A 23,190-nucleotide genomic window follows, 5' to 3' on the forward strand; every position below is an offset into this window, starting at 1 on the left:
CGGGGGGCGCATCTGCCGCGAGCCACCCCCGGCCCCGCGGGGCCCCGGGCCCCGCACGCCGCCCCACCCACGACGGGGCGGACGGCCGCCGTCGGGGGAGGGCGGCCGCCCGGGTCACTTCGCGAGGAAGGCGAGCAGCGCGGTGTTGACCTCCTCGGCGTGGGTCCACAGCAGGCCGTGCGGCGCGCCCTCGATCTCCACGTACTCGGCGGAGGGCAGCGCGCGGTGGAACGGCCGGGCGGTGTTCTCCACGGGCAGGATGCGGTCGCCGGTGCCGTGCAGGATCAGGGTGGGGACGTCGATGCGCGGGATGTCCGCGCGGAAGTCCGTGTACCAGGTGGTCGGGGCGGCCGAGGCGGCGAAGGAGCCGCCGCTCGCCGCGACGTCCCAGCTGTTGCGGACGGCCTCCTCGCTGATCCGGCTGCCGAGGTTCTCGTCCAGGTTGTAGAAGTCCTGGTAGAAGGCGGTGTAGTAGGCGTACCGGTCGGCCTTCACGGCGGCGACGATGCCGTCGAAGAAGTCCTTCGTGGCGACGCCGTCCGGGTTGTCGTCGGTCTTCAGCAGGAACGGCTCCAGGGAGGCGAGGAAGGCGACCTTGGCGACGCGGGCCGAACCGTAGGTGGACACGTAGCGGGCGACCTCGCCGGTGCCCATCGAGAAGCCGACCAGCACGGCGTCGTGCAGGTCGAGGGTCTCCAGCACGGTGTTGAGGTCCGCGGCGAAGGTGTCGTAGTCGTAGCCGGTGGTCGGCTGCGAGGACTGACCGAAGCCGCGCCGGTCGTAGGTGATGACCCGGTAGCCGGCGTCCAGCAGTTCGGCGCTCTGCCGCTCCCAGGAGTGTCCGCTCAGCGGGAATCCGTGGATGAGGACGACGGGCTGCCCGGTGCCGTGGTCCTCGTAGTAGAGGTCGATGGAGGTGGAGTTCTCCTGGCCAACGGTGATGAACGGCATGGTTCTTCCTATCTCTCGGTCAGCGGTTGGCTGCGATGGGGCTCACGCTAGGGGCGGCCGCCGCCGGCTTGTTGCCTCGGAGAGCACCCGGTGTCGTCCGAGAGTGCTCCGGTTGCCCGGCGACTCACCCGGGCCCGACTCCCGTGCGGGTGCACGGAAAGAACGCAGGCGGTGCGCCGTCGGAACAAGCCGGGGGCCCGCGCGTTCCTAGCCTGATCCCCGAACAGCCCAGCCATTCCCAGGAGCACCATGAACAGCCAGCCACACCTCCACCAACACGGCGCGGAGATCCAGGAGTTCGGGACCGTCACCCAGCTGCCGATCGCGCTCTCCCACGACGCCCGGCAGTACTCGTGCCAGCGGCTCAACCGCGTCCTCGCGGACACCCAGTTCCTGTACTCGCTGTACAAGAAGTGCCACTGGGGCATGCGCGGGCCGACCGCCTACCAGCTGCACCTGCTTTTCGACAAGCATGCCCAGGAGCAGCTGGAGCTGGTCGACGCGCTCGCCGAACGGGTCCAGACGCTCGGTGGCGTCGCCGTGGGCGACCCCCGGCACGCCGCGCTGATCACCGGGGTGCCGCGCCCGCCGGACGGCGTGGAGGGCGTGCACTCGATGCTCTCGCGCCTGCTCGACGCCCACGAGACCATCCTCGCCGACGTCCGCGACGCCGCCACCCGCACGGCGGAGCTCGGCGACGACGGTACCCAGGACCTCCTGGTCTCCCAGATCATCCGAACCGGCGAGACCCAGGTCTGGTTCCTCGCCGAGCACCTGGTGGTCACCCCCGAGACCGGGGCGTGAGCGCGGGCCGGGCCCGTTGTGGGGCGGGCCCGGCCCGCTCGGTGCCGGGTCCGTTCGTCGGCGGGCCCGGCACTTCTTCGTGCCGTCCACCCACTCCGGGGGCGCGGACTCCGCAGGCCGTGGACGAAACGCCGTCAGATCGATCCGGGCGGTCGGACGGGCCACCGACTACAGGGTCCGGCGCACACCCGCATGCTGTTCCAGCCGGTTCAGCTGATCGGCCAGTCCCGCGTGCATGGCGTCCCGCACGGGACCGCTGCGTCCGATCCACAGGGCCTCCCTGCCTCGGAGCTCCTCCAGCATCAGGGCGTAGGCGGCGTACATCGCGACCGCCGCGAGGAGCAAGCCGAGTGCCCCGGCGGTGTGGCCCAGCCAGGCCGCGCCCGAGAGGCCGTAGACGCCGGCGACGAAGTAGCGCGGTACGGCGATCAGCAGGAGCAGCCACAGCACCTTCTTCGGCTTGGCCACCGATGCCATCAGCGCGGCGAAGACCGTGAACGCCAGGTTCATCACACCGAGCACCTGCGCCCCGCCGTGGGCGTCCGCCGACGTGACCAGGCCGTTGGCCAGCCAGGCGCCGGCGAATCCGCCCATCAGCGTCGCCGCGATGACGTCACGGGCGCCGAACGCGAGGACGCTGACCAGTAGTTGGAGCACGAAGGCGGAGAAGACGGTGAGCGCCACGGCCTGCCGGTTCGCACTGTCGATCAGGCCGAGCTGCAGGCTACCGATCACAACGGAGGAGATGGCCACCGTGAAGAAGCCCAGGGGCATCGGCGAGGCGATGGGCCGCAGCGTGATCCGTGTCATGGCGTGCAGGTCCGGCTCGGCTCCGGTACCGGCCACCGGATCCGTGCCCGTGGGCGTCTCGATCCCGGCCACCGTCGGGTCCGGCCCGCCCGGCCGCTCGTCTTCTCTCGTTGCAGCCACCATCATTTCGCTCCTTGCTCTCGGTACTTCGTGTCCTCGGGACGACCGCCGACAGGACGGCCGTCCGCTTGCTCTGCGACTTCCGCTGCGACTTCTTCCTCAGCCGCGCCAGGCCTCCAGCAGGCGCAGCCAGACCTCGCTGATGGTCGGGTAGGCGGGTACCGCGTGCCAGAGCCGGCTGAGCGGTACCTCCCCGGCGACGGCGACGGTCGCCGAGTGGAGCAGTTCCGCGACCGCGGATCCGACGAAGGTCGCCCCCACCACGGTCTCCCGGTCCAGGTCGATGACGGCCCTGGCCTGCCCGCGGTACCCGTCGGCGTACAGCGCGGCCCCCGCCACGTTGCCGATTCGGTAGTCGACGGCCCGCACGCGCCGGCCGGTCGCGGTTGCCTCGGCGAGGGTGAGGCCGACCGAGGCGACCTCCGGGTCGGTGAAGACCACCTGGGGCACGGCCGTCCGGTCGGCGGTCGCGACGCTGCGCCCCCAGGGCGCGAGGTCGAGTTCACGGCCGGCCGCCCGGTCGGCGATCACCGCGCCGAAGACCCGGCCCTGGTACTTGCCCTGATGGGTCAGCAGCGCGCGGCGGTTGACGTCGCCGGCCGCGTAGAGCCAGCCGCCGGCCACGCCCACGGCCAGCCCGGTGTCGTCCACCTCGATCCATCCGCCGGGCTCCAGCCCGACCGTCTCCAGCCCCAGATCGCCGGTCGCGGGCCGCCGTCCGGTGGCGAACAGCACCTCGTCGGCCCGCAGTTCGCCATGCTCGCCGAGGTCCAGGACGACCTCGCCGTCCCGGGCCAGGCCGGTCACCGACGCCCCGAACCGCAGGTCGACCCCGGACTCCCGAAGCGCCTCGGCCACCAGCTGACCGGCGAAGGGCTCCAGTCGCGGCAGGAGGGCCTGTTCCCGGACCAGCAGGGTCACCCGGCTGCCCAGCGCGCTCCAGGCCGTGGCCATCTCCACGGCGACGACGCCGCCGCCGACGACGGCCAGCCGGCCGGGGGCCTCGGGTGCGCTGGTCGCCTCGCGACTGGTCCACACACCCGTTTGCTCGATGCCCGGCAGGTCGGGCAGGGCTGCACCGGTGCCGGTACAGACGGCCACGGCGTGACGTGCGGTCAGGATGCGGCGGCCCCCGCCGGGGACGTCCACCACGACCCGTCGCTCGCCGTCCAGCCGGCCGTGCCCGCGGACCAGCGTGATCCCGGCGGACTCCAGCCAGGCCACTTGGCCGTCGTCCCGCCACAGCGAGGCGAAGTCGTCCCGGCGCCGCAGCACCGCGTCGGCATCCAGCCCGTCCCCGACCGCCGCCCGCGCGCCCGGCAGCCGCTGCGCCTCCCGCAGCGCGGCCGGCGGCCGGAGCAGCGCCTTGCTCGGCATGCACGCCCAGTACGAGCACTCGCCGCCCACGAGCTCGCGTTCGACGATCGCCACGCTCAGCCCGCCGGCCCGCGCGCGATCGGCGAGGTTCTCCCCGGTCGGACCGGCACCCAGCACCACGAGGTCGAACTCGTCGGTTCCGCTCATCTCTTCGCCCGTTCCCTCACGCCGTCTCTGGTCATGCACCGGCAGGCCTGCGTTGGGCAGGTCCGGCCCCTGAACGACGCTAGGCAGCCCGACCGGGTCGGCGTGTTCTCCGCGTGCTCAGCGCTGTCCCCAGGAGGTACGGAGTGCCTTCCGAGTGCCGTCCCAGCCGGCGGCACCTTGGTTCGTGGCTAGGTTGGCCGTCGACGGGAGCCGTGCGATGCCAGGGGGACAAATGTTTATTCTTAAACTATGCTTCCGGTGTCGCCGCGATCCGGCCGTCAACGATCAGGTGCCGCCCATTCCCGAGGCGGTCGACCACACCCCGCAGGAGGAACGATGGAGCAGCTCGTCAGCGACAACGCCGACAAGTCCCGGTTCGAGATCCACGACGGTGGCGAACTCGCCGGCTTCGCCGAGTACCACCGCTCCGGCGACGAGATCGCCTTCATCCACACCGAGATCGACCCGCGCTTCGAGGGCCGGGGACTGGCCGGCGGGCTGGCGCGTGCCGCGCTGGACGCGGCGCGCGAGCAGGGGCTCGCCGTGCTGCCCTACTGCCCCTTCATCCGCGGGTGGATCACCAAGCACCCCGAGTACGCCGATCTGGTCCCCGCCTCCCACCGTGCCCGGTTCGGCCTCTGAGTCACCGCACACCGGCGTGGCGGCTCCGGCGGGCGCACGCCGGCCCGGGCCCGGCCCATTCCCGGGCCGGCACGGCGTGTGTCACGACTGGCTCGCTCGGCACGGACTTCCGGGCCGTGTGCTCGAATTCGCGGTCGATCCCGGTGCGGCGCACGTGGTGCTGGGCACAGAGCTCCGCCCGCGAGGTCACCGTGAAGACCTCGATGAACCGGTCCGGTTCGGCTGTGTCCCGGTCGACCTTCCCTGGGTGACGAATGGGCGTGGGCCCCGGGGCAGGTAGCTGCCCCGGGGTCCACGCGATCGGGAGTTGCCCGCGGTCAGGCCCGGTGCAGGGCGAGCCGTGTGGCCAGGCCGCCGCCCACGCCGGCGACCACCGCCACCGGCAGCCACCACAACGGCCAGTGCGCCATGCCGAGGGCGCCGTCGAGCGACCACTGGCCGGGGCCGGTGGCGGCCAGCACCGCACCGATGACGATCAGCACGAGGGGGTACTCGTACCCGTCGTGCTGCACCCACAGCCCGTGCGGCCACTTGACGGTGAGGGCGACGGTCATCACGCCCATCACACCCGAGCCGGCCAGCGGAGTGAGCAGGCCGAGCGCCAGCATCAGCCCGGCCCCGATCTGGGTGCCGCCCGCGGCGAGCGCGGTGAGCCTCCCGCCGCGGAAGCCGTCGCCGCGGAACTCGGCGGTACCACCCGCCAGTCCGCTGCCGCCCAGGCGGAAGCTGACCTTCTGGACGCCGTGGCCCGCGATCAGCAGGCCGGCGACCACCCGCAGCAGGAGAAGGCCCGTGTTCATGATGGACTCCGGTCGAGTTCGGTCGCGGCCCGTCAGCCGGCGGCGTGCGGGTTGATCATGGCCTGGGCGTAGACGACGCCCATGCCGTAGGCGCCGCCGTGCTCCTTGACCAGGTCCGTCACCGCGACATAGGTCTCGGTCCGGGCCCAGTCGCGCTGGAGCTCCAGCAGCACCTGAAGCCAGGTGACCGGCACCGCGCCGGCCGCGGTCATCCGCTGCAGGGCGTGCTCGTGCGCCCGCGGGCTCACACCGCCCGACGCGTCCGCGACCACGTACACCTCGTAGCCCTGCTCCAGCGCCGACAGCGCCGGCAGGACCAGGCAGACCTCGGTCCACAGGCCCGACAGGATGATCTTGCTGCGGCCGGTCGCCTTGACCGCCTCGACCAGCGCCTCGTCCTCCCAGGCGTTCATGCTGGTCCGGTCGACGATCCCGTGATCGGGGAAGACCGCCTTCAGCTGCGGGAGGATCGGCCCGGAGAAGGACTCCGCCGCCACGGTGGAGAGCACCACCGGTACGTCGAAGATCTTCGCGGCCTTCGCCAGGCCGACGGTCGAATTGATGATGGAGGTGCGGTCACCGCTGCCGGTGCCGAAGAACATCTGCGGCTGGTGGTCGACGAACAGCATCATCGAGTTGTCCGGGGTGAGCAGATCGGGGCTCGGGGCGGCGTGGACCGTGGCAAAGTCGACCATGGTTCTTCTCCATTCGGGGAGTTGACGGGAACGCAGGCGCCTGGCTGGGCCATCAGGGCGCCACGTTCGACGACGCTAATGTGCGCCGGCCCGACGCGGCTGCTCGCTGCGCGCCCGGGACTGTTCCCAGACTGCACTGACAGCGCGTTCCCAGGTCGGCCGCACGCGCCGTGCGCTGCGGGGCAACCGACGATGCGCTGCGAAGGCACTCCGGGCACCGCGGTCTGCCTAGGTTCGCCGGGGCGGCTCCACCGGGCCGCCCGGTCAGCGGAAAGGCGGCACCCCTTGCAGTTCGGGATATTCAGCGTCGGCGACGTGACGGTCGACCCCACCACGGGACGGGCGCCGTCCGAGCACGAGCGCATCAAGGCGATCCTGGCCATCGCGCTCAAGGCCGAGGAGGTCGGACTCGACGTCTTCGCCACCGGGGAGCACCACAACCCACCGTTCGTGCCGTCCTCGCCCACCACCATGCTCGGCTGGATCGCCGCGCGGACCGAGCGGATCGTGCTCTCCACCGCGACCACCCTGATCACCACCAACGACCCGGTGAAGATCGCCGAGGACTACGCGATGCTGCAGCACGTCGCTGACGGCCGGGTCGACCTGATGCTCGGGCGCGGCAACACCGGCCCGGTCTACCCCTGGTTCGGCCAGGACATCCGCCAGGGTCTCCCGCTCGCGGTGGAGAACTACGCGCTGCTGCACCGGTTGTGGCGCGAGGACGTGGTGGACTGGGAGGGCCGCTTCCGCACCCCGCTGCAGTCCTTCACCGCCACCCCGCGTCCGCTGGACGGCATACCGCCCTTCGTGTGGCACGGCTCGATCCGTAGTCCGGAGATCGCCGAGCAGGCCGCCTACTACGGTGACGGCTTCTTCCACAACAACATCTTCTGGCCGCAGGAGCACACCCGGCGGATGGTCGAGCTCTACCGCACCCGCTTCGCCCACCACGGCCACGGGGCGCCCGAGCAGGCGATCGTCGGGCTCGGCGGGCAGGTCTTCATGCGCCACAACTCCCAGGACGCGGTACGCGAGTTCCGTCCGTACTTCGACAACGCTCCGGTCTACGGCCACGGGCCCTCACTGGAGGAGTTCACGGAGCAGACGCCGCTGACCGTGGGCAGCCCCCAGCAGGTCATCGAACGCACCCTGGGTTTCCGCGAGGTGGTCGGGGACTACCAGCGCCAGCTGTTCCTGATGGACCACGCCGGGCTGCCGCTGAAGACCGTGCTGGAGCAGCTCGACATCCTCGGCGAGGAGGTGGTGCCCGTGCTCCGCAAGGAGTTCGCCGCCGGCCGGCCCGAGACCGTGCCCGACGCACCCACCCACGCCACGCTCCGGGACCGCGTCCCCACCGCCTCCTGACCCCGACGGAGCCGCATCATGGAAACGACCTCGCCGATCACCCTGGCCGTGGTCTCGGCCGGACTGAGCCAGCCCTCGTCCACCCGCCTGCTCGCCGACCGGCTCGCCGACGCCACCACCGCGCACCTCACCCGGGCCGGCCGCGAAGTCCGGGTACACCTACACGAGTTGCGCCCGCTGGCCACCCTCATCTCGCACCACCTGCTCTCCGGCTTCCCCGCGCCCGCGCTGGCCGGCGCGCTGGAGGAGGTGAGCACGGCCGACGCGCTGATCGCCGTGTCGCCGGTCTTCTCGGCCTCCTACAGCGGCCTGTTCAAGTCGTTCTTCGACCTGCTCGAACCCGGAGCGCTGGCGGGCAAGCCGGTGCTGATCGCCGCGACGGGCGGCACCGCGCGCCACTCCCTGGCACTCGAGCACGCGATGCGCCCGCTCTTCGCCTACCAGCGCGCGCTCGTCGCCCCGACCGCCGTCTTCGCGGCCTCCGAGGACTGGGGCGGGACCGGCGACGCGCTCACCGACACCCTGCCGGTGCGGGTCGAGCGAGCCGGGGGAGAACTCGCGGCGCTGGCCGTCGCGGCCGTGGCGGCTCCGCGGCCCGCCGACAGCCCCGCGCTGCCGTTCATCCCACCCGCCGCGCTCAGCCCCCACTGACCCGGCGCGCACCTCGACCGCGCACGCCAACCCCATCAGCTGCCGTCGCCCGAAAGGAACTCCGTTGTCCAGCATGCCCGTCGCCGGCATCCGCCCCGGCACCCCGGACCAGCCCGCCGACCTGGTCATCCGCAACGCCAAGGTGCACACCAACGACCCGGGCCGTCCCCAGGCGACCGCCCTGGCCGTCCGGGACGGACTGATCCAGGCGGTCGGTGACGACGCGGACATCGTCCCGCTGGTCGGCCCGGACACCCGGGTCGTTGACGCGCTCGGCCGCCGGGCCGTCCCAGGACTCAACGACGCGCACCTTCACGTCATCCGCGGCGGTCTCAACTACGTCCTGGAGCTGCGCTGGGACGGCGTGCCGACTCTGCGCCAGGCACTCGCCATGCTCCGGGTCCAGGCGGAGCGCACCCCGCCCGGCCAGTGGGTGCGGGTGGTCGGCGGCTGGTCCGCCGACCAGTTCGCCGAACGGCGGCTGCCCACCCTGGACGAACTCAACGCCGCGGCACCCGACACCCCCGTCTTCGTGCTGCACCTCTACCAGTCGGCGCTGCTCAACCGGGCCGCGCTCCGGGCAGCCGGCTTCACCCGGGACACCCCGGACCCGGTCGGCGGCCAGATCGTCCGCGCCCACGACGGCGAACCCACCGGCCTGCTGATCGCCGCCCCGGGCGCCCTGCTGCTCTACTCCACCCTGGCCAAGGCGCCGATGCTGGACGAGGCCGACCGGGCCGGCTCCACCCGGCACTTCCTGCGCGAGCTGAACCGCTTCGGCCTCACCTCGGCGATCGACGCCGCCGGCGGCTTCCAGAGCTTCCCGGAGAACTACGGCACCGTCATGGACCTGGCCCGGCAAGGGCAGCTGACCCTGCGGATCGCCTACCACCTCTTCCCGCAGACCGCGGGGCAGGAACTGGACGACCTCACCCGCTGGGTCAACACCGTGCGCCCCGGCGACGGCGACGCCTGGCTGCGCCTCAACGGCGCGGGGGAGAACCTCACCTGGGCGGCGGCCGACTTCGAGAACTTCACCGAGCCGCGGCCGCACCTGGGCGCGTACGAGACGGAGTTCGAGAAGGCCGTGCGGCTGCTGATGGAAAACGGTTGGGGCTTCCGGCTGCACGCCACGTACGACGAGACCATCCGCCGCGACCTCGCCGTCTTCGAGAAGCTGGCCGCCGAGGGCCTGTTCCCGCACGGCAACCGCTGGCTCTTCGACCACGCGGAGACGGTGAGCCCGGACAGCCTGGACCGGATCGCGGCCCTGGGCGGCGCCGTCTCCGTGCAGAACCGGCTGTCCTTCCAGGGCGAGGCGTTCGTTGCCCGTTACGGGGCCCCGGCGGCGGCCGAGGCACCGCCGCTGCGAGCCATGCTGAGCCGCGGCCTCACCGTCGCGGCGGGCACCGACGCCACCAGGGTCTCCTCCTACAACCCCTGGGTCGCCCTGCACTGGCTGGTCTCCGGCCGCGCGGTCAGCGGGCGGCGGCTCGCGGCCGACCACAACCGGCTCAGCCGCGAGCGGGCCCTGGAGCTCTACACCCTGGGCGGTGCCCGGCTCACCGGTGAGGAGGATGTCAAGGGCCGTCTGACCGTGGGAAGTTACGCGGACCTCGCGATCCTCAGTGCGGACTACTTCACCGTGCCCGAGCCGGACATCCCGCACATCGAGTCCGTGCTCACCGTGGTCGGCGGCCGGATCGTCCACGGCGCCCAGGAGCACCAGGGGCTGGCCCCCGATCTGCCCGCGGTGACGCCGTCGTGGAGCCCGGTCACGCGGTTCGGCGGCTACCACGCCACCCCCGCGCCCGGCCTCGCCGGCGTCCACCAGGCCGAGCGGGTGGCGCAGGCCGCGGCGGCCTCCGACGAGCAGCGCGCCTGGCGCGAGGCCCGTGGTCTCGCTCTCCCGGGTCAGGGCGCGGCGCCGCTGGACCCGTGCTTCTTCTGACGATGCGCCGACTCGGAGAGGAGACGTCATGACCACGCCCGCAGGCGATCCCCGCACCGCCCCGCCACAGCTCCCCGGAGCACAGGTCCACGACCGTCATCCGCTGGCGCTGGCCCTGTTCGCCCTCACCGCGGTCAGCGGGCTGATCGACGCGGTGAGCTACCTCGGCCTCGGCCATGTCTTCACGGCGAACATGACCGGCAACGTCGTCGTCATCGCCTTCGCCCTGGCCGGAGCCCCCGGGTTCTCCGTCGCGGGGTCGCTGACCTCGCTCGCCGCCTTCCTCGCCGGCGCGGTCCTGGCCGGCCGCCTCGCGGGGCGGCACACCGCCACGCGGCGCGGCCGATGGCTGCGCGCGGCCCTGGTCCTGGAGGTCTCGCTGCACGGTGCGGCCGCCGTCGTCGCCTTCGCCTGGAGTGCGGACGGATCCGTGCGGTACGCCGTGATCGCCCTGGTGGCGGTGGCGATGGGCATCCGCAACGGCACCGTGCGCGGTCTCGGCGTGCCGGACCTCACCACCACGGTGCTCACCCTCACCCTGACCGGCCTGGCGGCCGACTCCCGCCTGGCCGGTGGCACCGCGCCGCGCCAGCGGCGCAGGATCCTCGCGGTCGCCACCATGCTGGCCGGCGCCGTGCCGGGCGCGGTCCTGGTGCTGCACGGTCAGATCGCCTGGGCCCTGGTGGCCAGCGCGGTGCTGGCCGGCGCCACGGTGCTGCTCTACCGGGAGTGAGGTGTTGCTCCAGCAGACCCGCTGCCCCCCGCTCCCGCCGCGTGGTCCCCCCGGCACGCGCCGATCCGCGGATCACCCCACGCCCCTGATCCCCGCACCCGCCCGTTCCGCGTACCTTCCGGAGACCTCATGGCCTCACCGGCTGCCATAGAACTGTCCCGGTGGCAGTTCGCCATCACGGCGATCTTCCACATGTCCTTCCCGGCCCTCACGGTCGGCCTCTCCGTGCTGCTCGCCGTCGTGCAGACCGCCTACGTGCGCACGGGCAACCCGCTCTACCAGCAGATCTTCCGCTTCTGGAAGAAGATCTTCGCGGTCGGCTTCGGCCTCGGTGTCGTCGCGGGCACTGTGATGACCTTCGAGTTCGGCCTCAACTGGGGTGTCTTCGCCCACGCGGTCGGACCCGTCATCGGGGTCACCATCGGCATGGAGGTCATCACGGCCTTCTTCCTGGAGGCCGGCTTCATCGGCGTCATGCTCTACGGCGAGGGCCGGGTCAAGCCGCGCACCATGGCCTTCGCGTCCTGGATGGTCGCCTTCGGCACCCTGCTGTCCACCACGTGGATCCTGTCCGCCAACAGCTGGATGCAGGACCCGGCCGGCTACACCGAGACGGCCGGCCAGTTCCACCCGGGCGACTGGACCGAGGTCCTGCTCAACCCGGCCTTCACCTACCGCTTCCCGCACATGCTGCTGGCCGTGCTGATCAGCGCGAGTTGGTTCGTCGGCGGCATCTCCGCCTGGTACCTGGTCAAGCAGCGCCGGGCCGCGCTGCCGTTCGCCCGCCGCTGCCTGTCCATCGCCCTCGGCGTGCTCGCCGTCCTGATGCCGATCCAGCTGTACGCCGGCGACGCCACCGCCGTCTTCATGGCCCAGCACCAGCCCGCGAAACTGCAGGCGTTCGAGGGGAACTGGCGCACCGACAACAACGGGTACAACCTGGTCGTCGTCCCTGACACCGGCCAGGGCACGAACGACCTGCGCATCACGATCCCGCACCTGGGCGCGGTGATCGGCCACGACCTCACCGGCAAGGCCGAGGTACCCGGCCTGCTGCAGACCCCACCCGACCAACGGCCCAACATGTGGAGCGCCTTCTACGGCTTCCGCGCCATGTACTTCACCGCCCTGGCCATGTTCGCCACGGCTCTCGCGGGGCTGGTTCTGCGCCTGCGCAGGCGCCTGTTCGACTCCCGCCGCTTCCTGCGCTGGATGGTCTGGATGACACCGGCCGGCGTGCTCGCCATCACCGGTGGCTGGATCACCGCCGAGACCGGGCGCCAGCCCTGGGTGGTCTACGGCAAGCTGCGCACCTCCGACGCGCTGTCGCACCTGACCGCCGCCCAGGCCGCGACCACCCTGACCGCCTTCGGGCTCCTCTACACGACCCTGCTGGTCATCTGGGTCCGCTACATCGTCCGGACGGTCAAGGCCGGCCCCGAGGCGCCCGCGGACGCCGTCGCGACGCCCACCTTCGGAACGGAGGCCTCCGTTGCTTGAGTACGCCACCTACGCGCTCGTCCTGCTCTCGCTCGGCATGTACGTCGTCCTGGACGGCTACGACCTGGGCGTCGGCATGCTCAGCCTGTTCGCCAAGGGGGAGGGGCGGCGCGAGTACGGCGAGCTGATCGCCACCGCCTGGGACGCCAACGAGAGCTGGCTCGTGCTGGCCGGCGTCGCCCTGTGGGCGGGGCTGCCCGGCGTCTACGCGACCGTGCTGCCGGGGGTCTACCTGCCGCTGATCGGCATGCTGCTCTCGATCATCCTGCGCGGTATGGGGCTGGAGTTCCAGAGCGCCGCCGACGGCTACCGGCGCGGCTGGGCCCTGCTGTTCGGCGTGTCCTCGGTCGCGGCGACCCTCTGCCAGGGCCTGGTGCTCGGCGGCGTGCTCTCCGGACTGGAGCAGCGTGACGGATCGTTCAGCGGCGGCGCCTTCAACTGGCTCACGCCCTACAGCGTGCTGTGCGCGCTGGGTCTGGTGGTGCTCTACCTGCTGGCCGGCGCCGCCTGGCTGCAGGACAAGACCGAAGGCGCCGCCCGCGAGCGGGCGGGCCGGGCCGGGCGCCCGCTGCTGGTGGGCACCACCGTGGCCGCGCTGATCCTCGGGTTCGGCTTGGAGGTCGCCGATCCGGAGAAGTTCGGGTTCGACGAGCCGGTGCGCGCGACGCTGTACTGGATCGCGGTCGCCGGTGCGGTGGCCGCCGGTGCGGTGGCCTGGCACGGCTTCGGGCGGCGGCCGGACTGGCGGCCCTTCGTGGGTGTGGCCGCGGCCCAGGTCTGCGGTCTGCTGGCGCTGGTGGCCGCGACTGCGCCGGTCGTCGTACCTCCTGGGCTGACGCTGCACCAGGCGTCCAGCCCGTCCAGCTCGCAGACCTTCCTCGTGGTCGGCGTGGGGCTGTGCATGCCGGTGGTGTTCGCCTACAACGCGTACGCCTGGTGGGCCTTCCGCGGCAAGTTCACGCAGGCTCCCGAGGCGCCGCTCGCCCCGCTCCGGGTGCGCGCGGGGGAATCCCGCCGAGTCCGGCCCGAGCCGGGTGGCTTCGTGGTCATCGTCCGGCGCGCGCTGCTCACTGTGCTGGGCGTCGGGCTGGCGGCCGTGTCCCAGGACGTCTTCGGCGGCGTCGCCGATTGGATCGACCCCGTGGGCATCGCCCTCCTCTCGGTGACGGCCCTGGCCGCCTGGATCCTCGGCGACCGGCGGGACCAGCGGGACGGGGTCTTCGATCTCGACCCGGACGACGCGGACTCCGCCGGGGCCGAGACATGAGCGGGCGAGTGATTGAAGGGTGCGCGTGGGCGAGTGCTCCTGCCGAGCGGAGCGAGGTGGGCGCATGAGCGCCTCGGCCGCCCTGCTGACCGAGCTCGGCGACGAGCGGGCCCGGGGCCGGGACGACGAAGTGTCGGCCCGGCTGCACGTGTGGGCCGAGCCGGGCCGCCGGGAGTTGCGGCGGGCGGGCCTGCTGCGCGGGTTGGCCCCACTGGGTACCGTGCTATGGGCGGCGGGTCTGGCCTGGGCCGCGCAGCGCGGGCTCACCGGCCAGCACGGTGGACGGCTCCCGGTGCAGGTCCTGCCCGGTGCCGGGCTCGTGCTGGCCGGTCTGGCGGTCCGGTCGGCGCTGCTCGCCACCGCCGACGCGGCTGCCGCGCGTGGCGCCCGCCGGGTGCGCGCGGCCCTGCGCGAGCGTCTGCTCGCCGCAGCTCTGCCGGCGCACGGCCCCGCCCGCCCCAGCATCGGTGACGCCGCCCTCGCCGAGTCCCTGACCGGCGAGGTCGCCCGGCTGACCGAGTGGCTCACCGAGTACGTCCCCGCCCGCACGACCATGCTGCTGGGCAGCGGCCTGACGCTGGCCGCCATCGCGGTCCGCAGCTGGTTCGTGGCACTGATCCTGGTCGCCGCCACCCCGCTGCTGCCCGCCAACCTGAAGGTCATCGGCCTGGGCACGCAGGCCGCCGTCCACGCGCAGCTCACGGCGGTGCGCGGCCACAGCGCGCGCCTGCTCGACCAGCTGCGCGGCCTGCCGACGCTGATCGGACTGGGTGCCCGGGAGACCGCAGCGGTCGCGCTGCGCGAGGACGACGAGGAACTGGCCCGCCGCACGCAGACGGTGCTGCGGGTCGCCTTCCTCTCCAGCGCCTGGATCGAGCTGCTGATCACCGGGACCCTCGCCGTGGTGGCGACCTACTGCGGGCTGGCGCTGCTCGACTACCTCCAGCTGCCGTTGGTGCCAGGCCGGATGAGCCTGGCCACCGCGCTCTTCGTGCTGGTGCTCACCCCCACCTACTTCGCCCCCGCCCGGGACCTGGCGCGCGGCTACCACGCCCGCGCCGAGGCCCGCGCCGCGGCGGAGCTGATCGACGAGGTCCTCGGCAGCGGGGGCGTGGCACCGGCCCGGCCCGCGCCGGACCGGCGCACCGGCGACGCGGTCGGCGTGCGGTTGGATCGAGTGACGGTCCGTCACCCCGATCGGGAGGACCTCGCGCTGGACGACGTGAGTCTCGACCTCACCCCCGGCGCCTTCCTCGCCGTCACCGGGCCCAGCGGCGCGGGCAAGTCGACCCTGCTCGCTGTCGCCGCGGGACTGGCCGAACCCACCGCCGGAACCGTCGCCCACGAACGGGAAGGCACCCGGCAGCCGCCGTCACCCGGCTCGGTCGCCTGGGTCGGCCAGCCCGCGCACCTGCTGCCCGGCACCGTCCGCGAGAACCTGCTGCTGGTTCGGCCGGACGCCAGCGACGCGGAACTCGCCGCAGCCTTCCGCACGCTCGGCTTCGGCGACCTGCTCGCCGACCTGCCGGGCGGGCTGGACACCCCGCTCGGCGAGCGGGGCAGCGGGCTCTCCTCCGGCCAGTCCCAGCAACTCTCCCTGGTGCGGGCCCTGCTGCGGGACGCACCGCTGCTCTGCCTGGACGAGCCCACGGCCCACCTCGACCCGGTGGCGGAGGCCCGTGTGGTGGCGGCCCTGCGCACACTGACACGCGGCCGGAGCGTGCTGCTCGCCACCCACAGCCCCGCACTGCTGCCACTCGCGGACCGGACGATCCGCCTGGACCGGGGAAGGACGCGATGAACGCCTGGAAACTGCTGCGCCACTCCACGCCCCGCCGCGACCTGGCCGTCGGCATCGCCCTGGCCGCGGCAGCGGAACTGAGCGCGACGGCCCTGCTGGGCCTGTCCGGCTGGTTCCTGACGACCTGCGCGCTGGTGACACTGCTGGCCAACACGACCTGGTCGTGGATGTACCCGTCGGGGACGGTGCGCGCCCTCGCCCTGCTGCGCACCTCGCTGCGCTACCTCGAACGGCTGGTCAGCCACCGGGTCGTCCTCGCCACGACCGTGACCCTGCGCAGCCGCCTGGTCCGGGGCGCGGGCGAGCTGAGCGCGCGTCAGCTCCGCGCCCAACGCGACGGAACCCTGCTCGCCCGCCTGACCACCGATGTCGAGACGGTGGCCGGCCTGCCCGCCCAGGTCGTCGCGCCACTCGCCGGCTGCGCCGTCACCGCGGTGCTGGTGGAAGTGCTGCTGCTGCGGGCGAGCCCGACACTGGGCGCGGCCGAGCTCGGCGTGTTCGCGGGCGGCACCTGGTGGGCGATCCGCACCGGCCGCCGGGCCCGGCGACACCTCGCAAGCGCCGCCGCCGCGCGGGCCGACGCACGGACGGACCTGATCGCCGCCCGGGCCGCCTTCAACGAACTGCGCTGCCTGGACGCGATGCCGCAGGTCCGGGGTGTCGTCTCGACGGCGCTGGAACGCGAGGAGGCGGCGGCCGCCGCCGCGGCGGCCGAGCAGCGAGTGGGCCGCCTGGGCCTGCGGCTGCTCGCCGCCCTCGGCCAGGGTCTCGCCCTGCTGCTCGCGCTGCAGGCAGACGGCTGGTCGCAGCCGGTGGCCGACGCCGTCGGCGAGGTGCTGCTGCTCGCGGCGGTGTGGGACCTGCTGGAGCGCCTTCCGCAGCCGCTCCAGGAGCTGGCCGAGGCCCAGGACGCGGCTGCGCGTCTGGGCCCGCTCGCCGCGACCGCCGCCGCCCGGCAGCCGCCCGCGCCGACGCGGGGCGGCCCGGTGCTCGCCGCGGTGGACCTGCCCACTGCCAACGGTGGGCGGCCACTCTCGTTCACCGTCCGTGCTCCCCGGCTGGTCGTCGTCACCGGCCCCAACGGCAGCGGGAAGTCCACCCTCCTCGGGCAGTTGGCCGGCCGGCTGCCGACCACCTCCGGCCGGGTACGGCTGGGCGCCGCCCCCGTCGCGGACCTGCCCGCCGAGACCGTCGCCGACGTGCTCACCCTGGTCGAGGCCGACGACTGGCTCGCCGACACGACCGTATCGGCCAACCTGTGCCTGGCCGCACCACTCGCCAGCCCGGAGCGACTGCGCGCCGCGCTGGCGACGGTCGGCCTCGACGCCCTGCGCCTGGACACCCCGGTCGGCCCCGCCGGCCGCGCCCTGTCCCAAGGACAGCGGCGCCGCCTCGCCATCGCCCGCGCGATCCTGCGCCGCCCACGCATCCTGCTGCTCGACGAACCCACCGCCGGGCTCGACCGGCCGACTGCCGAGGCGCTGCTGCGCGAGCTGCGCCGGGCGCTGCCCGACTCGGCCCTGGTCCTCGCCCTGCAGGACCAGGACGTCGCATTCCTCCCATGGCACCCGGACGTCACGGTCGACCTGACCGGTGTGGCGTCCCATCAGCCCGCCTGCGGCACCGGGGGATTCCCGCGCGGAGTGAGGGTCGTCCCGGGCAGGACGGGGGCGGGGAGGCGCTCTCCGGGATAGCCCGTGACGCTGCCGAAGCGGTCGGAGCCGCTCTGCCACTCCTCACGGGCCTCAATGTCCTACAGGGTGTGGACCGCCTCGGTTGCTGTCAGCAGGCCGCCTTCGAATGCGCCGGTGAGGAAGGCGGTGATGACGGCGGCGAACTGGCGCGCCAGGCGTGCCGCTTCCCGATCGGGGGCCACTGCCGTGACTGCTCGCATCGGACGACGTGGCCGCCGCGCACCACGAGGTGGAGCGCGGCGGCCACGCGGACGGGCCTGCGGGGCCGACCTGTTGACGGCGTCGCAGGGGCTTGGGCAGCGTGTCGTGACCGCCCGGCCGCGGGGCCTACTGTGCGATGAAGGACCACTGCAGGTTGGGGCTGCCGTTCCAGCCCCACTGCTTGGTGACGGAGCCGGAGGCGACCTGGCCCCCGCCGTCCAGGACCAGACCCGTGGTGCGGTTGGCGATGCTGTACAGGCCGTGGCCACGGTTGGTGATCTGCCACTGCTGGTTGTTGCCGCCGTTCCAGGCAGCCTGCTGGGCGGGGGCACCGTTGGAGGTGGCGCCCCAGCCGTCGGCGACCATGCCGTTGGTGCGGTTGACCAGCTTGTAGTAGCCGTTGCCGAGGTCGACGGCCTGCCACTGGAGGTTGGGGCTGCCGTCCCAGGTCCACTGCTTGAGGTTGCTGCCCGCGGCGACGTTGCCGCCGCTGTCCAGGGCCAGGCCGTCGGTGACGTTGCTGATCCGGAAGTAGGTGGCGGGATTGAAGATCACCTTCAGCGAGGTGATGGCGTCGTTGTTGCCCGTGTTGCGCAGATCCGAGTTGTCCGCGCTGAAGGTCCACGCCGTCCCGGTGAAGTCGTCGCCGGAGTAGCCGATCACCTGGTAGCCCGTCGGCACCCGCACGGAGGAGATGGTCCGGGCCGCCAGCCCCGCGCTCTGCAGCTGGGCGGCCGTGTAGGAGCCCAGCACCAGGCCGGCTGCCGTGCCCGCGTAGGAGATGTCGCTGTACGCGGTGACCACGCCGGTGTCCCCGGGCTGGAGGACGGGGATCTGACCGGAGAAGGTGAACTTCAGTACGTAGGCGAGGGCATTGAACGGGGCCGAGGACGACGGCAGGGTGATGTGCAGGCCGTCGCCAGCCTGGGTCGGCGCGGGCAGGCTGGTGTACGTGCCCGCGGTCGCGTCGAGCAGCTGGACCGAGGTCAGGGAGCTGAGGTCGATGCGGCCGCTCGCCAGGGTGCTGATGGTCGTGGAACTCCCGGGCCAGCCCAGGACCGTGGCGTACAGGACGGTGCTGTCCTTGCTGCGGGTGAACCGGAAGTCCGTGTTCGTGCCCGCTACGGGGGTGGTGAAGGAGCCGCCGCCCATCTTGGTCGGTCCCTCCCCGTAGACCGTCCAGGCCCGGGTGGCGTACAGGGACTCGCCGAACCGGTGGAGGTGGTCGCCGATGCCCAGCAGGACGTCCTTCTGGCCCTGGGGAATCGTCCCGTCCGCCATCGGAGCGATGTTGAGCAGCATGTTGCCGTTCTTGCTGATCCGGTCGATCAGCGCGTGCAGCATCTGCTGGGTGGAGTAGTAGCCGATGCCGACGGTGTAGCACCAGCTGGAACTGCTGATGCTGTCGTCGGTCAGCCAGTACGGGTTGGCGATGTCGCCCGGGCCGCCGCGTTCGTAGTCGAAGACCTCGCCGAGGTTGTCGTAGCCGTCCTTGTAGGTGGCCACGACCTCCCGGCCCCAGCCCACGGCCTGGTTGTAGTAGTACGACAGGAAGTTCAGGCGTTGCGTCTCGTCGACCTTGGAGAGGTCGAAGTCCTCCCACAGGATGTCCGGTTGGGCCAGGTCGATGACCTCCTTGAGCTTGTCGTACCAGAGCTGGTTCTCCGCCGTGGTGCCCAGCTGGCCGAAGAGCTTCTGCAGGCTCGTGGTCGACTGCGCCGGCGCGTGGTCGTAGTAGCCGTTGAAGTTGTAGGCGTGGTGCATCGCCACCAGCAGCTTCAGGCCCTTGCCCCGGATCGAGTCGCGGAAGATCTGCAGCAGGTTCAGCTGCGGCCCGCGCTGCACCGAGTTCCACTCGTTGACCGTGCTGTTCCACATCGAGAAGCCGTCGTGGTGCTCCGCCACCGGCCCGGCGAACCGGGCGCCGGCGTCCACGAACAGCTGGGCCCAGGCGTCCGGGTCGAAGTTCCCGCCCTGGGAGATCAGCCTGGGCGAGAACTGCACCCAGTTGCCGGCCTTGTCGCGGGCCCCGTCGAGGAAGTTGTTGTAGGGCCAGACCGACGGGTCTCCGTAGGTGGCGATGTGATGGTCGTTCACGTCGCTTCCGCCGATGTACATGTTCCGCGGGTACCACTCGCTGCCGTACGCCGGGACACTGAAGGCGCCCCAGTGGAAGTAGATCCCGAACTTGGCGTCCTGGAACCACTCCGGCGCCGGCGGGTGCTGATCCACCGAGGCCCAGGTGGGCGAGTAGGACGACGGAGCCGCGAGTGCCCTCGCCGTACCGATCGTCAGATTCGCCGTCGCGGCGGCAACGATGCCGGCGGCACTCGACAGGAAGACACGTCTGTTGATCGCCATGGCTGGATCCTTCGTCGTTGGGCGGGGGACGTTCCGGGTCGCGACACCGAAGCTCGGGCAGCGCACGCCGTGCGGCTCGACACGGCCTGCTGCGCGCAAGGCGGGGAAATGTGAGCGATAACAGAACCGGCCCAGCCGATTCTGGCAGCCTCGTGACGACTGTCAAGGCATAGGGCAGGGCGAGCTGCTCGCTGGCGATACATGGGATGTATCTGGGGGACTTGGCAGGGCCACTGACCTGGCCTTCGGACTGGTTCGAGCAATATAGGGGCGTAATCTCCCGATCCGTCCCCTCCGCGTCGAGTTGGATGGCCACTCGGCATACATAGGATGTTTGATGGCCAGGGGACGTGATATCTCTACGGGGGCGCACTCCGCCACGGACGGGACTCAGGCCCGGCTGTGGGGACTGCAATGACGTTTCCAGTCGGCAGTGGACCGCGCTGACCGGCCGGACGGCCGAGCCGCCCCGCGCGCGAGGCCGGGCGGCCCGACTGCCTGCCGGACGCCGGGGCGCGGCCGGGGCCTGACGAAGCCGACTGTCCCCGATTCCCCTCCGGGGGAGGGGGATGGACTACCCCTCCCGGTCCCGCGCGTCCACGTCGGGTAGGGCGGAGCATGGACCTGGAAGCGGAGAGAGGCGGCGGGACGGCGGTGGCCGGGAAACTGCGGGTGTTCCTGGGGGCGGCGCCGGGGGTCGGGAAGACGTACGCCATGCTCCGGGAGGGCCAGCGGCTGCGCGGTGAGGGGCTGGACGTGGTGGTCGGCCTGGTGGAGACCTACGGTCGGCGCGGTACGGAGGAGCAGCTGGGGGACCTGCCGGTCCTGCCCCGGCGGCCGGTGTCGTACCGGGGGACGGAGCTGACGGAGCTGGACGTGGACGCGCTGCTGGCACGCCACCCGGCTCTCGCGCTGGTGGACGAGCTCGCGCACACCAACGTGCCCGGCGGGCGGAACGCGAAGCGCTGGCAGGATGTGCGGGAGCTGCTGGAAGCCGGGATCGACGTGGCGACGACGCTCAACATCCAGCACCTGGAGAGCCTCAACGACGTCGTCGAGCAGATCACCGGCGTCGCGCAGCGCGAGACGATCCCGGACGAGGTGGTCCGGGCGGCCGACCGGATCGAGCTGGTCGACCTGAGCCCGCAGGCGCTGCGCGCGCGGATGGCGCAGGGCGAGATCTACGCGCCGGACCGGATCGACGTGGCGCTGGACCATTACTTCCGGCCCGGCAACCTCGGAGCGCTGCGGGAGCTGGCGCTGCTGTGGCTGGCGGACCGGGTGGAGGAGGAGCTGGCCGACTACAGGGCCCGGCACGGCATCCGGGCGCCCTGGGAGACCAAGGAACGGATCATGGTCGCCCTCAACGGCGCCCCGCAGGGCGAGCACCTGATCCGCCGGGGAGCCCGGACGGCGGCCCGGGTGCACGGGGACCTGATCGGCGTGCACGTCCGGCTGGACGACGGCACGGCGCAGCGTGAGCCGCCGGGTCTGGCGGCGCAGCGGGCGCTGTTGCGGGAGCTGCACGGCAGCTACGTGGAGGTGAGCGGCGGCGACGCGGCCCGGGCGCTGGTGGACTTCGCCCGGGCGGAGAGCGCCACCCAGATCCTGCTGGGGCCGACGAGCCGCAGCCGGCTGCGCGAGTTGGTCTCCGGTTCGGTGATCAACCGGGTGATCCGGCTGGCCGGCCCGATCGACGTGCGGGTGCTGCCGCCGCCCGAGCCGGGACTGCTGACCGTGCCGCCCGCACCCCGCAGACGCCGCCCGGCGCTGGTCCCGGTCCGGCGACGTCGGCTGGCGTGGCTGCTCGGACCGGTCGGGGCGGTTGCGCTGGTCTGGGCGCTGTCTCCGCTGCGCGGCTCGCTGGGTCTGTCCGGCGTGCTGCTGTGCCTGCTGCTGGTGGTGGCGGGGACGGCTCGGCTGGGCGGGTTGTTTCCGGCGGCGGGAAGCACGGCGGCCGGGGCGCTGGCAGCGGACTTCTTCTTCACCATGCCGTGGCACAGCCTGGCGGTGGAGCGGGGCGCGGACGTCGCGGCGCTACTGGTCTTCCTCGCGGCGGCCGGGGTGATCTCCCACCAGATCGACGGTCTGACGCGGCGCTCGCAGCAGGCGGGCCGGGCGCGTGCGGAGGCGGCCGTCCTCACCCGGTTGGCGGGGGAGACGGTGGAGTCGGGGGCGCGGGTGTCGTCCGATCTGGTGGCGGAGCTGCGGCAGGTCTTCGGGCTGGAAGCGGCTGCGGTGCTGGTCCGTACGGGGGCGATGTGGCAACCGGCGGTCTCCGCCGGGGCGCAGGCACCGCTGCGGCCGGACGAAGGGTCCTTCTCCGTCGACCTGGGTGAGGACGCGGTGCTGGTCCTGCGCGGCGCGCCGCTCACCGAGGAGGACACGCGGCTGCTCGGGCCGTACGTCACCCAGCTGAAGCTGGCTCGGGAGCGGGAGCGGCTGGCTGCAAAGGCGTCGGCGGCGGAGGTGCTCGCGCACACCGACGCGCTGCACACCGCGCTGCTGGAGGCCGTCGGACAGGACCTGCGGGCGCCGCTGGCGGCGGTGAGGCGGGAGGCCGGGCAGTTGCGTGGTGCGGCCGGGCGGCGGATCGCCGCGGAGGTGGAGCGGATGGAGCGGTTGGTCGCCAACCTGCTGGACCTGAGCAGGTTGCGGGCCGGGGTGATGCCGGTGGTGCTGCGCCCGACGGCGGTGGCCGAGGTGGTGCGGGCCGCTGCCGAGGGACTGGGCGGCGTTCGCGTCGACGTCGGGGCGGAGTTGCCTCGCGTGCTCGCCGATCCCGGGCTCCTGGAGCGGGCGTTCGCTGACGTCCTGGCCTGGGGGGCGCCGGGGGCGGGGGCCGTGGTCGACGCCGGTGTGGTGGCTGGGCGGGTGGACGTCCGGATGGCCGTCCACGAGGATCCCGCCCGGGAAGCGGCGGGCCTGGCGGTGGTGCGGGGCTTCGTGGAGGCGATGAACGGTGAGCTGACCGTCGAGGAGGCACCTGGCGGCGGCACCGCCTATGTGGTCAGCCTGGTTCGTGCGGTGGCCTGAGCCCATGGCAGGGACCGGTCGGCGATCCGGGGCGTCAAGATCGCGTCGGGATGTCGGGCGGCAGCGTGAGGATTGCGTCAAGGCGAGGCGGCGGGGCGAGGCGGCGGGGCAATGGCCGTCGGGTTGGGTGGCGTCGAACGAACTTGCGGCGAAGCTGGGACAGGACCATGCGCATGTACTCGGCCCGCCCCGGCGGCCATCGCTACCGTCCCGCTCTCGACCGTTTGCCGGTCTCGGTGTCCGGCACGGTGGCCCTGGTCGCCGGGGGTGCGCTCGCGCTC

General features: G+C 72.6%; 18 protein-coding genes. 11 read left to right on the plus strand and 7 right to left on the minus strand.

Going from position 1 to position 23,190, the window contains the following annotated elements; genetic code table 11:
• Window positions 1-114 precede the first annotated feature (114 nt).
• A complete protein-coding gene (locus ACWCYO_RS32820) occupies window positions 115-951 on the minus strand; it encodes an alpha/beta fold hydrolase (protein ID WP_270142754.1) in 837 nt (278 codons plus the stop codon).
• 249 nt (window positions 952-1,200) lie between these two features.
• On the opposite strand from ACWCYO_RS32820, the gene ACWCYO_RS32825 reads away from it, so the two are divergent.
• Window positions 1,201-1,755, plus strand: a complete 555-nt coding sequence (locus ACWCYO_RS32825) for a Dps family protein (protein WP_270142752.1) — start codon at window positions 1,201-1,203, stop codon at window positions 1,753-1,755.
• 168 nt (window positions 1,756-1,923) lie between these two features.
• On the opposite strand, the gene ACWCYO_RS32830 is transcribed toward ACWCYO_RS32825, so the two are convergent.
• Together ACWCYO_RS32830 and ACWCYO_RS32835 are read right to left on the minus strand one after the other, a co-directional pair.
• Complete coding sequence (locus tag ACWCYO_RS32830; RefSeq protein ID WP_270142750.1) at window positions 1,924-2,691, minus strand: GPR1/FUN34/YaaH family transporter; 768 nt, start codon at window positions 2,689-2,691, stop codon at window positions 1,924-1,926.
• A gap of 93 nt (window positions 2,692-2,784) precedes the next feature.
• Window positions 2,785-4,209, minus strand: a complete 1,425-nt coding sequence (locus ACWCYO_RS32835; RefSeq protein WP_449786254.1) for a dihydrolipoyl dehydrogenase family protein — start codon at window positions 4,207-4,209, stop codon at window positions 2,785-2,787.
• A gap of 336 nt (window positions 4,210-4,545) precedes the next feature.
• Between ACWCYO_RS32835 and ACWCYO_RS32840 the strand changes: the two genes are divergently transcribed.
• A complete protein-coding gene (locus tag ACWCYO_RS32840; protein WP_270142747.1) occupies window positions 4,546-4,851 on the plus strand; it encodes a GNAT family N-acetyltransferase in 306 nt (101 codons plus the stop codon).
• A gap of 317 nt (window positions 4,852-5,168) precedes the next feature.
• On the opposite strand, the gene ACWCYO_RS32845 is transcribed toward ACWCYO_RS32840, so the two are convergent.
• Together ACWCYO_RS32845 and ACWCYO_RS32850 are read right to left on the minus strand one after the other, a co-directional pair.
• On the minus strand, window positions 5,169-5,651 hold the full coding sequence (locus tag ACWCYO_RS32845) for a DoxX family protein (protein WP_449786255.1): 483 nt from the start codon (window positions 5,649-5,651) through the stop codon (window positions 5,169-5,171).
• A gap of 32 nt (window positions 5,652-5,683) precedes the next feature.
• On the minus strand, window positions 5,684-6,346 hold the full coding sequence (locus ACWCYO_RS32850; protein ID WP_270142743.1) for a hydrolase: 663 nt from the start codon (window positions 6,344-6,346) through the stop codon (window positions 5,684-5,686).
• A 285-nt stretch (window positions 6,347-6,631) separates the two neighbouring features.
• On the opposite strand from ACWCYO_RS32850, the gene ACWCYO_RS32855 reads away from it, so the two are divergent.
• From ACWCYO_RS32855 to ACWCYO_RS32890, 8 genes are all read left to right on the plus strand, one after another.
• Entirely contained in the window at window positions 6,632-7,714 is a 1,083-nt protein-coding gene (locus ACWCYO_RS32855; protein ID WP_449786256.1) for an LLM class flavin-dependent oxidoreductase, read from the plus strand.
• An 18-nt stretch (window positions 7,715-7,732) separates the two neighbouring features.
• Window positions 7,733-8,365, plus strand: a complete 633-nt coding sequence (locus tag ACWCYO_RS32860; RefSeq protein ID WP_380609982.1) for an FMN reductase — start codon at window positions 7,733-7,735, stop codon at window positions 8,363-8,365.
• Between the two features lie 73 nt (window positions 8,366-8,438).
• Window positions 8,439-10,316 (plus strand): amidohydrolase, encoded by a 1,878-nt coding sequence (locus tag ACWCYO_RS32865; protein WP_449786268.1) that lies wholly within the window; start codon window positions 8,439-8,441, stop codon window positions 10,314-10,316.
• 28 nt (window positions 10,317-10,344) lie between these two features.
• Window positions 10,345-11,049, plus strand: a complete 705-nt coding sequence (locus tag ACWCYO_RS32870; RefSeq protein WP_270142739.1) for a YoaK family protein — start codon at window positions 10,345-10,347, stop codon at window positions 11,047-11,049.
• A gap of 129 nt (window positions 11,050-11,178) precedes the next feature.
• Window positions 11,179-12,549 carry a cytochrome ubiquinol oxidase subunit I gene (locus ACWCYO_RS32875; protein ID WP_270142737.1) on the plus strand — a complete coding sequence of 457 codons (1,371 nt, stop codon included), beginning with the start codon at window positions 11,179-11,181 and terminating at the stop codon, window positions 12,547-12,549.
• Window positions 12,542-13,816 (plus strand): cytochrome d ubiquinol oxidase subunit II, encoded by a 1,275-nt coding sequence (locus tag ACWCYO_RS32880; protein WP_449786257.1) that lies wholly within the window; start codon window positions 12,542-12,544, stop codon window positions 13,814-13,816. Before ACWCYO_RS32875 ends, ACWCYO_RS32880 begins: the two co-directional genes overlap by 8 nt.
• A 64-nt stretch (window positions 13,817-13,880) precedes the next feature.
• Window positions 13,881-15,617 carry an ABC transporter ATP-binding protein/permease gene (locus tag ACWCYO_RS32885; RefSeq protein ID WP_449786258.1) on the plus strand — a complete coding sequence of 579 codons (1,737 nt, stop codon included), beginning with the start codon at window positions 13,881-13,883 and terminating at the stop codon, window positions 15,615-15,617.
• Window positions 15,614-17,311: an ATP-binding cassette domain-containing protein gene (locus ACWCYO_RS32890; RefSeq protein ID WP_449786259.1), complete on the plus strand. Its 1,698-nt coding sequence runs from the start codon at window positions 15,614-15,616 to the stop codon at window positions 17,309-17,311. The genes ACWCYO_RS32885 and ACWCYO_RS32890 overlap by 4 nt, the downstream gene beginning before the upstream one ends.
• 59 nt (window positions 17,312-17,370) lie before the next feature.
• On the opposite strand, the gene ACWCYO_RS32895 is transcribed toward ACWCYO_RS32890, so the two are convergent.
• The gene (locus tag ACWCYO_RS32895) at window positions 17,371-17,493 is read right to left on the minus strand and encodes a hypothetical protein (protein WP_449786260.1); all 123 of its coding nucleotides are present in this window, start codon (window positions 17,491-17,493) and stop codon (window positions 17,371-17,373) included.
• A 145-nt stretch (window positions 17,494-17,638) separates the two neighbouring features.
• Window positions 17,639-19,873: an alpha-L-fucosidase gene (locus ACWCYO_RS32900; protein ID WP_449786261.1), complete on the minus strand. Its 2,235-nt coding sequence runs from the start codon at window positions 19,871-19,873 to the stop codon at window positions 17,639-17,641.
• A gap of 618 nt (window positions 19,874-20,491) precedes the next feature.
• Here ACWCYO_RS32900 and ACWCYO_RS32905 point away from each other — a divergent pair.
• Window positions 20,492-22,909 carry a DUF4118 domain-containing protein gene (locus tag ACWCYO_RS32905; protein ID WP_449786262.1) on the plus strand — a complete coding sequence of 806 codons (2,418 nt, stop codon included), beginning with the start codon at window positions 20,492-20,494 and terminating at the stop codon, window positions 22,907-22,909.
• The last annotated feature ends 281 nt before the right edge of the window (window positions 22,910-23,190 follow it).

It is taken from the genome of Kitasatospora sp. NPDC001683, assembly GCF_053596495.1.

Coding starts and splice junctions, on each gene's coding strand:
- ACWCYO_RS32820 (WP_270142754.1), bottom strand. CDS start 951: ATGCCGTTCATCACCGTTGGCCAGGAGAACTCCACCTCCATCGACCTC.
- ACWCYO_RS32825 (WP_270142752.1), top strand. CDS start 1,201: ATGAACAGCCAGCCACACCTCCACCAACACGGCGCGGAGATCCAGGAG.
- ACWCYO_RS32830 (WP_270142750.1), bottom strand. CDS start 2,691: ATGATGGTGGCTGCAACGAGAGAAGACGAGCGGCCGGGCGGGCCGGAC.
- ACWCYO_RS32835 (WP_449786254.1), bottom strand. CDS start 4,209: ATGAGCGGAACCGACGAGTTCGACCTCGTGGTGCTGGGTGCCGGTCCG.
- ACWCYO_RS32840 (WP_270142747.1), top strand. CDS start 4,546: ATGGAGCAGCTCGTCAGCGACAACGCCGACAAGTCCCGGTTCGAGATC.
- ACWCYO_RS32845 (WP_449786255.1), bottom strand. CDS start 5,651: ATGAACACGGGCCTTCTCCTGCTGCGGGTGGTCGCCGGCCTGCTGATC.
- ACWCYO_RS32850 (WP_270142743.1), bottom strand. CDS start 6,346: ATGGTCGACTTTGCCACGGTCCACGCCGCCCCGAGCCCCGATCTGCTC.
- ACWCYO_RS32860 (WP_380609982.1), top strand. CDS start 7,733: ATGGAAACGACCTCGCCGATCACCCTGGCCGTGGTCTCGGCCGGACTG.
- ACWCYO_RS32865 (WP_449786268.1), top strand. CDS start 8,439: ATGCCCGTCGCCGGCATCCGCCCCGGCACCCCGGACCAGCCCGCCGAC.
- ACWCYO_RS32870 (WP_270142739.1), top strand. CDS start 10,345: ATGACCACGCCCGCAGGCGATCCCCGCACCGCCCCGCCACAGCTCCCC.
- ACWCYO_RS32875 (WP_270142737.1), top strand. CDS start 11,179: ATGGCCTCACCGGCTGCCATAGAACTGTCCCGGTGGCAGTTCGCCATC.
- ACWCYO_RS32885 (WP_449786258.1), top strand. CDS start 13,881: ATGAGCGCCTCGGCCGCCCTGCTGACCGAGCTCGGCGACGAGCGGGCC.
- ACWCYO_RS32890 (WP_449786259.1), top strand. CDS start 15,614: ATGAACGCCTGGAAACTGCTGCGCCACTCCACGCCCCGCCGCGACCTG.
- ACWCYO_RS32900 (WP_449786261.1), bottom strand. CDS start 19,873: ATGGCGATCAACAGACGTGTCTTCCTGTCGAGTGCCGCCGGCATCGTT.
- ACWCYO_RS32905 (WP_449786262.1), top strand. CDS start 20,492: ATGGACCTGGAAGCGGAGAGAGGCGGCGGGACGGCGGTGGCCGGGAAA.